This window comes from Bacteroides sp. NSJ-39 (genome assembly GCF_014287315.1).
GTDB classification, from domain to species: Bacteria; Bacteroidota; Bacteroidia; order Bacteroidales; family Bacteroidaceae; genus Bacteroides; species Bacteroides finegoldii.
This window is the reverse complement of the sequence record NZ_JACOOB010000003.1, coordinates 47808-61648: the sequence shown is the minus strand read 5'-3', so window position 1 is coordinate 61648 and position 13841 is coordinate 47808. Positions and strand designations below refer to the sequence as shown.

General features: G+C 39.9%; 8 protein-coding genes. All 8 read left to right on the top strand.

Annotated elements, in window-relative coordinates; all coding sequences use genetic code 11:
• The first annotated feature begins 5 nt into the window (after positions 1 to 5).
• The gene (locus tag H8S63_RS04860; protein WP_186925892.1) at positions 6 to 3146 is read left to right on the top strand and encodes a TonB-dependent receptor; all 3141 of its coding nucleotides are present in this window, start codon (positions 6 to 8) and stop codon (positions 3144 to 3146) included.
• A 20-nt stretch (positions 3147 to 3166) separates the two neighbouring features.
• Positions 3167 to 5023 (top strand): RagB/SusD family nutrient uptake outer membrane protein, encoded by a 1857-nt coding sequence (locus H8S63_RS04855; RefSeq protein WP_022276228.1) that lies wholly within the window; start codon positions 3167 to 3169, stop codon positions 5021 to 5023.
• Positions 5024 to 5037: 14 nt separating this feature from the next.
• On the top strand, positions 5038 to 6774 hold the full coding sequence (locus tag H8S63_RS04850; protein ID WP_186925891.1) for a BT_3987 domain-containing protein: 1737 nt from the start codon (positions 5038 to 5040) through the stop codon (positions 6772 to 6774).
• A gap of 32 nt (positions 6775 to 6806) precedes the next feature.
• Positions 6807 to 8438 (top strand): BACON domain-containing protein, encoded by a 1632-nt coding sequence (locus H8S63_RS04845; protein WP_186925890.1) that lies wholly within the window; start codon positions 6807 to 6809, stop codon positions 8436 to 8438.
• 15 nt (positions 8439 to 8453) lie between these two features.
• Positions 8454 to 9617 carry a hypothetical protein gene (locus tag H8S63_RS04840; RefSeq protein WP_186925889.1) on the top strand — a complete coding sequence of 388 codons (1164 nt, stop codon included), beginning with the start codon at positions 8454 to 8456 and terminating at the stop codon, positions 9615 to 9617.
• A 10-nt stretch (positions 9618 to 9627) separates the two neighbouring features.
• Positions 9628 to 10716 (top strand): hypothetical protein, encoded by a 1089-nt coding sequence (locus H8S63_RS04835; protein WP_186925888.1) that lies wholly within the window; start codon positions 9628 to 9630, stop codon positions 10714 to 10716.
• 75 nt (positions 10717 to 10791) lie between these two features.
• On the top strand, positions 10792 to 12981 hold the full coding sequence (locus tag H8S63_RS04830) for an alpha-galactosidase (protein WP_186925887.1): 2190 nt from the start codon (positions 10792 to 10794) through the stop codon (positions 12979 to 12981).
• 20 nt (positions 12982 to 13001) lie between these two features.
• Positions 13002 to 13724: a gamma-glutamyl-gamma-aminobutyrate hydrolase family protein gene (locus H8S63_RS04825; RefSeq protein ID WP_186925886.1), complete on the top strand. Its 723-nt coding sequence runs from the start codon at positions 13002 to 13004 to the stop codon at positions 13722 to 13724.
• Positions 13725 to 13841: the final 117 nt, after the last annotated feature.

Sequence of the window (13841 nt, the reverse complement as noted above, 5' to 3'; positions counted from 1 at the left end):
GTATTATGAATGAAATTGCACGTAAGTTAGATTTCTCATTACGACGCTTGGTTAGTGCTCTTATCATCATTTATTTTTTTGCGGCACCTTTTGCATCGACGTATGCGTCAGGTGCAGTGACTGAAGTATTTCAGGAAGGGAAGAAGGCTGCTACTAGAAAATTAGCAGGTAAGATTATAGATAAGAATACGAAGGAGACTCTTATCGGTGCCAGTGTGTGGTTGAAAGATACTAGTATCGGAGGTACTACGGATATGGATGGTAATTTCAATATCAACGTTCCGGGGGGTAAGACCGTAACATTGGTAATCAGCTATTTGGGATATGCTAATATAGAAAAGGAGATCTCCCCCTCGACAAATAATTTGCTTATTGAGATGAATACCGATGATACAGTGCTTGAAGAAGTACAGGTAGTGGGTTACGGTACGCAACGTAAAGAAAGTGTGATTGGTTCTATCAGTACATTGAGTGTTAGTAATCTGAAAGTTCCCAGTGCTTCTATATCTACCAATTTGGCTGGTCAGTTAGGAGGTGTTGTTTCTATTCAGCGTGATGGTTCTCCAGGTAGCTCGGCAGAATTTTGGATTCGTGGTATTTCTACTTTTGGTGCGAATAAGACACCTCTGATTCTTGTTGACGGTGTAGAGCGTTCGCTCGACCTGCTTGATCCGGAAGAAATTGAAAGCTTTTCTTTATTGAAAGATGCTACTGCTACTGCTCTTTACGGTGTACGTGGCGCAAACGGTGTTGTATTGATTAAAACAAAACGTGGTTCTGAGGGTAAGCCGAAAATTTCAATCAAAATGGAAGCGGGTATGGTAGCTCCTACCAAAATCCCTGAAATGGCGGACGCTGTGGATTTTGCCAATATGTATAATGAGGCTGTGCCGGGAACTTACAGCCAAAGTGATATTGAAAAATATAGAAATCATACAGACGGAGACTTGTATCCGAATGTGAACTGGCTGAAGTCTGTTTTCAAGAAACATACGTTCAATCAACGTGTCACTGCCAATGTGAGTGGTGGCGGTGAAATTGCACGTTACTTTATTTCTGCCGGCTATTATCATGAAGATGGTTTGTTTATGACCGGCAAAGGAGAGTCTTATAATGGTAATCCAGATTATCAACGCTATAATTTTCGATCGAATGTAGATATTAATTTACATCCTACTACGGTTCTTTCATTGACCTTAGGAGGATTTCTTACCAAAAAGAGGGATGCTGCTAATTCTGATGATATTTGGAAATATGCATTCGCTCTTGAACCGAACGCGTTTCCCATTCAATATTCCAATGGATATTGGGGTGGAGAAAAAGGAGTAACGAATCCTTATTGGCAAGTTACTAGGGGAGGATATGTGGAAGATTGGCAAAGCACATTAAATTCAATGGTCAGTCTGGATCAGGATTTCTCTTTCATTACTGAAGGATTGAAGGCTAATATCAAGTTTGCATTTGATACACAGGCATGGCATGGTAATAAATATACGCAACAGGATGAAATATGGCATGCTATACGCCGTGATACAAATGGAGAACTTGTATTCAACTCAGAACCGGAAACTGCCAAAGGAGGTCCATGGTTTGATAATAAGTCTGGGGGAAATAATGCGACCTATTTAGAGGCTTCTATTACTTATAATCGCTTGTTTGGAAAACATCGTGTGGGAGGTTTGTTCCTGTATAACCAGCGGATTAAAAATGAAACGTACAGAAATAAAGATTATAAGGATAATATATCTTCTATCAAATCGTTGCCTTATAAGAATCAGGGACTAGCTGGACGTTTGACTTATGATTATGATAGCCGCTATTTTATAGAAGGAAATTTCGGATACAATGGGTCGGAAAATTTCGCAGCCGGTCATCGGGTAGGTTTCTTTCCGGCGGTGGCTGTGGGATGGTATGTATCCAATGAAAAGTTCTTCTCGCCATTGACAGATGTCGTTTCAAAATTGAAATTGAAAGCATCTGTCGGACAAGTAGGTAATGATCAGATTGGTGGGGATGTTCGTTTTATCTATTTGGGGACAGTTGCTAATACTGGTAGTTATGTTTATGGAAACTATACTAAGACGAGTGGTGAGCGTGTGAATGAAGTAGCAAATCCCAATGTTGGTTGGGAGGTTTCCACCAAACAAAATTATGGATTTGAATTGGGATTATTTAATAAACTGGAAATTCAGGGAGATTGGTATCATGATGTGCGTGATCATATCTTTGTACGCAATAATAATATTCCTGCTTATGTCGGTATGACTACTGTACCAATGGTGAATATCGGGAAAATGAAGAGTTGGGGCTTTGACGGTTCATTAGAATACCATGATAAAATTGGTCAGGTGAATGTGACTGGACGTGGAACATTTACTTATGCGAACAATGAGATTCTTCGTAATGGCGATGCTCTGAATAAATATCCATGGATGAATTCTGTAGGGCAGAGAATCTATCAGAAATTCGGATGGGAGGCAGTCGGATTGTTTGAATCACAAGGAGAGATTGACCGTAGCCCGATTCAGTTTAGCGAAGGTAATCATAGCCGTTTACGTCCGGGAGATATTAAATATCGCGATTTGAATGGCGATGGCGTTATTGATGATTACGACAAGATGCCTGTTGGTTTCTGTGATATTCCTGAAATCACTTATGGATTTGGGGGAGCTATAGAATGGAAAGGGTTTGATGTTTCTATATTTTTCCAGGGGACTGCACGTGTATCTATTTTTGAAGAGGGTTCTGCTGTGGTTCCTTTTTCTTCCGGTTACAAAAATAATAACGGATTTCTGAAAGGAGTGATGGAAGATCGCTGGACTGTGGATAATCCTAACCCGAATGCACGCTATCCACGTACAATCCGTCCGAGTGATGCTTTGGATAATAATAATACCAAGAAATCATCATTTTGGGTACGTAATGCGGCTTACCTTCGCCTGAAGAATGCTGAAATAGGTTATACATTCCCAAAGAGATGGATGGAGAAGATGGCTATACAAAATTTACGTCTGTATGTATCAGGAGTAAATTTGTTGACTTGGGCACCGGATGTTCATCTGTTCGACCCGGAACTAGGCTCCGGTGATGGAAGGAAGTATCCGCCGACACGTGTATTTAATGTAGGTTTAAATATTAATTTCTAATACTAAAAGACATGTTGATTATGAAATCCAAATATATGAAACGTATTATGTTTTTGGCTGCCGCAGCCTTGACTATATCATCTTGTGATTCGTTTTTGGATACGTCTCCCGAGGATTTGCGTTCTCCGGAACAGATTTATGAGACTTACTCGTCTACACAGAACGCAATGTTCGGAGTATATTCTTATATCCGCGATACATACCCATTTAATATGCCGGATACTTATAGTACTAGTGATGTAGATGTGGCCTATACCAATGTACATACTTTTGATATGGGGGTATGGAGTGCTTCATCTGCACAATATGATAAATGGTATACTTTTTATAAAGCGATCCGCGAAGCTACATACTTTCTTCAGAATGTAGATAAATGCCCGGATCCACGGTTGACCTATGATACTCGTGAACAGTGGAAAGCGGAAATTCGTTGTGTGCGTGCTTATTACTATGCACAGTTGATGCGTATGTACGGACCGGTCATTCTATTGAAAGATGAACAGCCGGATTTCTCTGGTACGGATATGTTTCGTGAACGTAACACTTGGGATGAATGTGTGCAATGGATTACAGAAGAGTTTACGGATTTGATAGAAAATTCTCCCTTACCTTTAAAGTCAGAGGGCGAGACTTATGCTCGAATGAATAGGGGAATTGCTAAAGCTTATCTGGCACGTATTCTCTTACAATCTGCCAGTCCACAGTTCAATGGTAATTCTAAGTATGCCAATATTCGTAATGCGGATGGAACTCCGTTATTTCCGTTGACGTATGACAAGAATAAATGGGAGTTGGCCCGTCAGGCTGCTTTGAGCCTTATAAAGGATGGTAATTATGATTTGGTCAAAGTACTTTATGAAAGTGGTGCGAATATGGGTGAAATTGATCCTTATACTTCTTATAAATCCGTATTTACTACTTCGCAAAATAAAGAAATGATCTTCTCTTTCCTGGAAGATAATGGTACTATTGATAAACGTCTTGCGCCTAATAGTAATGGTGGTTGGGGAGGAGGTTACAATCCTACTCAAGAAATTGTGGATGCGTATGCTATGTTAGAAACCGGACGTTTCCCGATTACAGGGTATACGGATGATGACCGTACCACACCGATTATTGATCCGGATGCAGGATATCAAGAAGTCGGATACTCTCAGTTTACAAATCCATGTGAAGGTAAAGAGCGGAAAACCTATAATATGTTTGTAGGTCGTGAACCTCGTTTCTATGTGTCGATAGTCTATGGCGGTATGTCTTGGTTTATTCCGAAAAAAGCAAGTGAAAAAATCTATCTGGAGATGTATAAAAATGGGAATAATGGTCCGGATGCTTCTCACAATCACTTTACAACAGGATATAATATGGTGAAACTGGCCATGCCGGAATATGAAGCAAGTCCTACGAAGAACGTAAAACGTGAATTACCTTATATCCGTTATGCTGAGATTCTGCTGAATTATGTAGAGGCTACTATTGAATTGGGTGAACTGAAAGATCCGAATTTATTGACTTATTGGAACGCGGTTCGCAATCGTGCCGGACTGAAGAATATTGAGGAAGCATATCCTGAAGCTATGAATGATCAGGATAAATTGAGGGATTTGATTCATCGTGAACGTCGTGTGGAATTTGCTTTCGAGGGTATCAACTTCTACGACAGCCGTCGTTGGCTGACAGCAGAAGAAACGGAAAAAGGGGATATTCATGGTATGAATATTCAGGCTAAGGGTACTCCCGGCAAGGAAGAATATCCGGAAGATTTCTTCCAACGTACGGTAATAGAAAAGAGAGTGTTTACACCAAGTTTCTATCTGTTCCCTATCCCGCAAAGTGCGATTAATAAAAACCAAGATTTAGTACAAAACTATAAATGGTAAAGAAGATGGTAACAATGAAGAAATATATAAGTTTTTTATTTGCGGCTCTTTTATTGGGGACTTCTTGTACTGATACTAGAACTGATTACATGATGGGAGATACTGCATATTTCCCTAAGAGTGATTTGCAGAAAGAAACCCTTTACGTGATGAATGCCAATGATTATGTATACAACGTTTGGATTCATAAGGCGGGCTACTATCAGAATAGATTTGCCGGAAGGGTAGAGCTGGATTATAATTATTTGGTTCAGTATAATACAGAGAACGGTACTGATTACGAGATGTTGGATGAAAAGTACTACTCGTTCGAGCGTGATTTTGTTATCGAAGCCGGAGCGGATGAGGTAGCTGTGCCATTGAGTCTGAAGATAGAACAGCTTCTTCAGGATAAAGGTTATGGTATTTATTATATTCCTTTGTCTGTCAATAGCCGTACGCCGGAAGAGGATGTTTATGTAGATAAATCTCACTTTATTCTGCTTTTGGATATCAGAAAACCGGTACTGGTGATTGACGGTGCCGTAGGAGAACAAAGAGGAGAAGTCTTTATGGATTTATCTAAAGCGACAACAGAGCGTCAGATAGATATTACAGCTAAATTGGATATCAATACGACGGAAGAATTGGTTGTTACTTATGGTTATGATAAAGAAGAGGATAATCTGCTGACTGAAGATGAAAAATCTCGTTTGCTGACTGCCGGTTTTGAATATGCACAGAACGTGAAGATTCCGGTTGGAGAGAAATATGCAGAGAATTATCTGATCCTGAAACCGTTGGAAATGCCGGACGGAAAATGGATACTTCCGGTACGTGTGGGAACTACGAATGATAAAGTTGGTTCTGACGCGGAAGAGAATTGGATAAAATTGACGGTTGTCAAAGGTTCACTGGATTCAAAGGTTGAATTGGAAGGAACTTATGTGCAAGGAAGTGATATAATTCTTTCTTCGGATAATACACCATCCCGCGAAGTAATTGCTGATGTAAGTCAGATCAGCGATTTATCTTATTCCGTAGCAGATAAATATGGTGATGAACCCGATTGGCTGCAGGTGAATGAGGCAAGCGGTAAACTTCAGATTACTGTGAGCAGTGCAAATACTTCGACGTGGAAGGAACGTGTTGCAACGATTACACTCGTAGACAATGAAACTTGGCTTGAAAAAGAAATTGTTGTGAGACAAGGAATGAAAGGCTACGGCATAATTCTGAATAAATCTTTGTGGAGTGTGGTAGGCTATAGTGAACATGTCTCCGGAAAAGAATCTGTATTAGGCAGACTATTTGATAATTTCTGGCCGACAAGTAAGGCGGAGGTAGGTTCCGGAAGTACTTTGTCATACATCGAGATAAGTGATAAAGGTTCGGAAGAGAATCCGGTACAGATCGTATTTGATTTAGGTGAGAATCCTCATGAATATAATTCGATCGGATTGATACCGAGACTACAATGGGTAGGGAATTCACCTAAATACCTGAAGATCGAAGTTAGTGATGCTGTGTTGACACGCAGTGAAGACATTACGAATTGGATTCTTGTTGGCAGTGCTAAAAGGGATGCATTCACAAAGACGGAATTGGATGCTCATGATAGTGGTAACTGGGAGGATTGGTACACTGACAAACAGTTTGTAAAATGGTATGATTTGGGTGAAAATATGAGTCATCGGTATATACGCTTGTCTATGTGGGATTCATGGTATAGCACCCACTGCTTGGATGAAATATTTGTTTCTAAAAGATAATGGAATATAGAAATAGTAAAAACAATATATTTATGAAAAATCTATTTTTACTACTATCGTGTCTGCTCTGTTTGCAGGCTTGTAATGATGAAAAAGAGGTGGACTGGACACCTGATGCGTTGACAGTATCATGCAATGAAACTTTGGAGGAAGCTGGAGACGGACACTGGAAAGTGACTTTGCCAACTGAGTATAAAGGGAGTGTGACCTTGGGGATTAAAACGGACAAGGCATGGAAAGTGGAAGTTTTATATATGACAAATGAAAAAGAAGAGTGGATTACTCCTTCAGTGCAGGGTGGAGTAGGTGCAGCATCATTGTCGCTTGTCATTGCTGATAATGTAACAGCAAAAGACCGCAAAGCATCTGTAGTGATTACTACCAAAGGAGAAATCCCGGTGAAAAAAATAGTAACAATTATTCAAGGAAATGTAGAAGAACTTCTGACTGTAGGAACTATTGATGAATCAGAATTTCCGGAAGAGGTATTTATTACTGAGAAAGCAGATGGGGCATTTTCTGTTACTTTGCCTAAAGATTTTACAGAAACGGGGGATAGAGAGCTGAAACTTTTGACCTATGAAGGTACGGCGTCGCCTGTGATAGATATCGATTTTCCAAATGAGGATAACCAAAGTTGGATAGAATTAAAGGAAGATGTTGTGGCACAGATAGATACCGATACTAAGGTTTTGTCTTTGCTGATCAAGGAGAATACTACTAATGTATACCGTGAAGCAATGATTAATTTTACGGCTACTGCTGGTGATATTACGGTGAGAAAGTCTGTTTCGGTTATTCAGTTTGGAATAGAGGAGATTATTTGGAATCCAGAATATTATCAACAGGAGAGAGAATTTATAGTATCTTCAGATGCGAATGAAAAAATTCTTGTTGCCACCTGTAAAAATATAAATCCCGCAGATATAGAAATGAGCGGTGAGAATGAGTGGCTGACCTTGAGTCAAGAAGATGGTAAGGTTTATGCAGAGGTTACCGCTAATATCAGTACCAATAAGGAACGTACAGCAAAGATTGGAGTGAAAAATGTGAAAACCGGCATGGAAGGAAAAATAGATTTCAGACAAGGAATGAAAGGGTATGGTATTATATTGAATAAGTCTACTTGGAATATACCTGCATATAGTACTAATATTAGTAGTCAGTACAGTGAAACAGAAATGAAAAAATATTTCCCGCGATTGTATGATAATGTTTGGTGGGATACAGGACTGAAAGAAAATGATATATACGTGGAATTCAATAAAGGAATTACTACTGACGGTGGAGCTGATGGTAAACCTTATGTACTTGTTTTTGACTTAGGTGAGAATCTGCGTGAATACAACAGTTTTGGTATTGTGCCAAGACTTCAATGGACTGCACCTGCTCCAAAAACTGTTCAAATAGAGGTTAGTGATGATCTTAATGAAGGATGGATAACAGTTGTTACCAAAAATGATAGTAATGGCTTTACTGAGGCTGAATTAAAAGGAGCAACAGGAAGTTATAATAACCATGGTGAAGGTATAATCCATTGGTTTGAGTTAGGGAAATTGCAAAAACGCTATATTCGTTTGACGATATATGAAACTTTTTGGAATAAAAAAGTTCTGTGTTTGGATGAAGTTTTTGTGTCCGATCGTTCAAATGTTGTTGAATAATAAATTTAGTAAGTTATGAAAAACTTAAGGAAGTATATATTAATCGCATGCAGCCTGTTCACACTGGCTGCGTGTGATCTCGAAATTGATATAACGAATCCGGGACTTATTACAGAAGAGAAACCGGATAGACCTCAGGCAGGAGAAACGATTACCTATCGTGCACAAGTATGGGTAGAGAAAAACGATATGGAAGAATTATATGGCGGAGAACGTTTGTTCCGACAGAATTTGGAAGCGTTGTTCCGCAATACGACTACTTTTTGGAATGAAAGTACGAACAAGTTTGATTATCGCTTTGAATGGGCGATGGGTGAAGGAGATGATAATTTGGTTATTTACGATATAAAAAGTGGTGTAAAAAGCCAAGCTGAATACAATGTGTATAAAGATAAGGCTTATGGTACTTTGAATACAGAGAAGTATGATTTTGTTCTCTTTCTGGCTTTACGTTGTACAAAAGGTGGACTCTCTTGTGGCGGTGGCGGAGCAAGTAAGCAGTCAGTTGTACAGGCCTATTTTGAGGAAGGGCATGATATTTTTGCAAAGAAATGGCCGGAAAAAGGTACATATAGTGATTTAGGTCATGAATATGGTCATGTTCGTGGTGCGCAGGATTTATATCAGTATATGATTCCGGCTGAAAACAATCCGGTCAGTCATGTTGCTTATGATTATCCTAAGTGTAATATGGGGACGGGTTATCAGGAATGGAGTGATTATTGTTCGGCGATATTTAACCATAATGCCCAATATAAACAAATTACTGCTGATATGACCCGAAGTACGTATCCTAAGCAGATGTTGGTCAGGGTAACAAAAGATGGTAAACCGGTACAACGTGCCACAGTCAATTTTTGGGGCTCACGTGCCACTTTTAGGGATATATATGCAGAACCGGGCAATTCTCCATATATGAAGAAAAAAACAGATGCAAACGGTGAATTTACCATTAATGATATATACCGGATGTTTATTCCGGATTATAATAATACTCCGAATCTTCCCCCTAAGAGTCCGGTTGATGAATTTCCTTTTTCACGCTGGTATTGTTTTGTAGTAGAAGTCGAGTTGGATGGTGGACAGACGAAATGTGTGTGGTTGTCGGATTTGGATATTGTTCCTGAATATCTGGATGGCGGGCAGCAAGAACCTTATGTGTTTGAAATACAGTTATAATAAGTTTAGCATGAATATTTTAAAATATCTACTGATTGCATGTAGCTGCCTGATTGGGGCAGCTCATGCTCAATCTCTGATTGCGAAAGATACAATAGAATATCGTGCCCAGGTATGGGTTGATAAAACAGACCTGGAACGTTATGGTGGAGAAGGGGATTTCAAGAAGAACTTGAAAAAGATGTTTCATAATACTACGCGTTTTTGGAATGAAAGTCCTAATAAATTCAATCATTATTTTCGCTTTGTTCCTGCTGAAGAATTGTACGTCTACGACATTCAGGGAGACAAAAACAGATATGATGAATTTAAGAATAAGGCTTATGGACCATTGGATTTGTCGAAATATGATTTTGTGTTGTTCTTGGCGTTGGGTGCAAAGAATGAAGGGCTTTCCTGTGGGGGAGGTGGAGCGAGTGGGCAATCTGTAGTGATGTGTTATATTCGCGAACCTCATAATATCTTTACGGATGCGCTTTATCCCAGTCAGGGAACGTATAGCAATCTAGGACATGAATATGGTCATATGCGTGGTGCTACGGATTTATATCAGTATATGATTGCCGCAGAAGACAATCCTGTGAGCCACGAGAAACTGACTCCACCTAAATGTAATATGGGGACGGGTTATCGTGTATGGAGTGATTATTGCTCGGCATTGTTCAATTATACGGCGAAGATGAAGCCGCTCGATAAGGACTTGTCAGATCAGGTATTTCCGCGTAAACTGGTGATTAAGGTAGAAAAGAATGGAAAGGCGAAATCCAACTATACTGTGAATTTCTATGGTACACGTGCCGGTGGTAAATATAATAAGCGTGATGTATACCCAAAGGTGTACAGGACTTATCAGACGGATAAAAAAGGAAAAGTAGAACTGACCAATCTGTATAAACTGTATCATCCCGATATGACTGACCCCAATATTCCGCCTAAGGAACCGCAGGACTTATTTCCTTACTCTTATTGGTTCAGTTTCCTGGTGGAGGTGATAGATGATGCGGGACAGAAGAAATATGTATGGTTACCGGATGTAGAGTTACAGAGACAACATTTGGAAACAGGTAAGGATGTCTGTGAAGTAAAAGTTGAATTTTAAGGGTAAAAAGATCGTTAGTTTACAACGTTTTCTATAGGTATTGTTTACGATACAATGAATTAAATCAATAAAGCCATGAATAAAAAGATGGGTTTAATGATGGCAATGGGGCTGTTGATATCAGCTCCATTGTTGTCAAAAGATTACTTAATTTCCACTCCTCGGACCTCATTGTTGATTACGGCCAATAAGGGTGAAAAGTCAAAAATGCAATATTATGGAGTGAGTATCACTCCCGTTCAGATCCAGAATATTTATGATGCCGGTTTGGCTTTCGAAGCGGATAGTTATCCAGCATTCGGTCTTCAGACCGTAGGCGAAAAGGCGGTCGCAATTACCCATGCCGACGGCAATATGTCATTGGATTTGGGAGTAGATAATGTAAAGCAATACGGGATTGACGACGGTGAGATTCTGGAAGTGCTTTTGAAAGATAAGATATATCCTGTTTGGGTGAAACAATGTTATAAGGCTTATAAAGGAACGGATATAATTACCACTTGGGTTGAGATTGGCAATGCAGGTAAGAAACCGGTAACACTGTTTCAGTTTGCTTCCGCTTATTTGCCGATGTTTCGCGGGGACAACTGGCTGACTCATTTTCATGGAGCCTGGGGTGCGGAACATACGATGGATGAAGAGAAACTGACGAATGGGCAAAAAGTGATTGCTAACAAAGACGGACTGGCGAATACGGAAACGGATAATCCTTCTTTTATATTGTCGTTGGACGGCAAACCGCGGGAAGAAACAGGAAAAGTCTTTGGGGGCGTTTTGGCTTGGAGTGGTAATTATAAGTTGAAGCTGGATGTTCGCAACACAGCACTGAATATAATAGTCGGTATGAATGAGGAAAGTTCACAATACATATTGGAACCGAAAGAAACATTCGTCACTCCTGAATTTGCCATGACATATAGTACCAATGGCAAAGGTGGGGTGAGTCGTGCTTTTCATCATTGGGCACGCCAATATAAAATGAATCAGGGTGAAAGGCTGCATGACATCTTGTTGAATAGCTGGGAAGGTGTTTATTTCAAGGTGAACCAAAAAGGGATGGATGAGATGATGGAAGCTTTCTCTGCCATGGGTGGAGAGTTGTTTGTTATGGACGATGGCTGGTTTGGAAATAAATATCCCCGTAATGGTGGAAACAGTAGTTTGGGTGATTGGGAAGTCTGCAAAGAAAAACTGCCTGAAGGTATTGAAGGATTGCTTGCGTCTGCCAGGAAGCATCATATAAAATTCGGTATCTGGATTGAACCGGAAATGTCGAATACTAAGAGCGAACTGTTCGAAAAGCACCCGGACTGGATTCTGAAAATTGATAACCGTCCTTTATCTACCGGGCGTGGCAAAACGCAGGTAGTTCTGGATTTGACTAATCCGAAAGTGCAGGATTTTGTTTTTGGAGTGGTTAATAATTTGATGACGAACCATCCGGAAATTGCCTATATGAAATGGGATGATAATTGCAGTTTGCTGGATTATGGTTCTTCCTACTTACCAAAAAACAAGCAATCACATCTCTATATTGAGTATAATAGGGGTTTACAGAAAGTACTTCAGCGTATTCGTGCCAAGTATCCTGAACTCGTGATGCAGCTATGTGCTGGTGGCGGTGCCCGCGTCAATTATGGATTGCTTCCATATTTTGATGAGTTCTGGACGAGTGATGATACGGATGCTTTGCAAAGAATTTATATGCAATGGGGAGTTTCCGGTTTCTTTCCGGCTATTGCGATGGCATCTCACGTAAGTGCGGACAAGAATCATCAGACCGGACGCCGTATTCCATTGAAATTCCGTTTTGATGTGGCAATGTCCGGGCGATTGGGAATGGAAATTCAGCCGAAGGACATGAATGATGTTGATAAAGCATTCTCCAAACGTGCTATTGCAGCGTATAAAGATATTCGTCCTGTGGTTCAGTTCGGTGATTTGTATCGGTTGGTGTCTCCATACGATAATAAAGGAGTATCCTCTCTGATGTATGTCACTTCCGAAAAGAATAAGGCGGTCTTTTATGCATATAAGATTTCTCATTTCATCAATATGGTTATTCCGAAGGTTTGTATGAATGGATTGGATCCGTCGAAGAATTATCGTTTGGTAGATTTGACACCTGTGGACAGTAGCAAACCTTGTGACCTGAATGGTAAAATCATTAGTGGAAAGATATTGATGGAAGAAGGCATTGCATTAAAATCATTGCTGAAAAGTGAATATTCAAGTTTGGTTTTACAACTACAGGCTGTGGATTAAGTTGATAAAAGACAATGAGAATGATAAAAAGAGAAATTCCTGTTATTGGTATTTCTACTGAAATTGATATTCCGGGAAGAATATCTGTGAAAAGAAAATATGTGGATGCTGTCCTTCAAGCGGGCGGCATCCCTTTTATTCTTCCGTTTACCGACAATGTACAGATTTTACAATCTGTGGTTTCTTCTATTGATGGTTTACTCCTGACAGGTGGGGGAGATATATCGCCTGTGATATACGGAGAATCGACTCTTCCTGAATGTGGAGAATGTTGCCGGGATAGGGATGACTTTGATTATGCTTTGCTGCGCTTGGCATCCGAAAGGCAAATTCCCGTTTTAGGTATTTGTCGGGGAATGCAGATTATTAATACTTATTTTGGTGGAACATTATATCAGGATTTGCCTGCTCAATATCCCTCGGAAATTAATCATCGGTCACCGGATGCGTTTATGATATTACAGCATAATGTGCGATGTTTGAGGACCGGAAAATTGTATTCTGTTACAGGCAAGGCAAGTTTGAAAGTCTCCTCCATTCATCATCAAGCCGTTAAGAAATTGGCTTGTGGATTCAAGGCATCTGCTTTCGCTGATGATGGAGTCATAGAATCAATCGAATCTGATTCCGAACATATTTGGGGTGTTCAGTTCCACCCGGAGTTGCAGGCTGTGGAAGGGGATGAAGCTATGAAAAAACTATTTGTGTATTTTATCAGTCAGGCAAGGATATTATCATGCTGATAGTGATATAAAAGGGATGATACACAGTATCTTTTACGATATTATTGTTTTTTTGTACGGGATTTGTCATTGTGGTTTGTTCTCCGTCCTATCTTTGTAAACAGATAAATTAAGGAC

Coding starts and splice junctions, on each gene's coding strand:
- H8S63_RS04835 (WP_186925888.1), top strand. CDS start 9,628: ATGAATATTTTAAAATATCTACTGATTGCATGTAGCTGCCTGATTGGG.
- H8S63_RS04850 (WP_186925891.1), top strand. CDS start 5,038: ATGAAGAAATATATAAGTTTTTTATTTGCGGCTCTTTTATTGGGGACT.
- H8S63_RS04860 (WP_186925892.1), top strand. CDS start 6: ATGAATGAAATTGCACGTAAGTTAGATTTCTCATTACGACGCTTGGTT.
- H8S63_RS04845 (WP_186925890.1), top strand. CDS start 6,807: ATGAAAAATCTATTTTTACTACTATCGTGTCTGCTCTGTTTGCAGGCT.
- H8S63_RS04825 (WP_186925886.1), top strand. CDS start 13,002: ATGATAAAAAGAGAAATTCCTGTTATTGGTATTTCTACTGAAATTGAT.
- H8S63_RS04855 (WP_022276228.1), top strand. CDS start 3,167: ATGAAATCCAAATATATGAAACGTATTATGTTTTTGGCTGCCGCAGCC.
- H8S63_RS04830 (WP_186925887.1), top strand. CDS start 10,792: ATGAATAAAAAGATGGGTTTAATGATGGCAATGGGGCTGTTGATATCA.
- H8S63_RS04840 (WP_186925889.1), top strand. CDS start 8,454: ATGAAAAACTTAAGGAAGTATATATTAATCGCATGCAGCCTGTTCACA.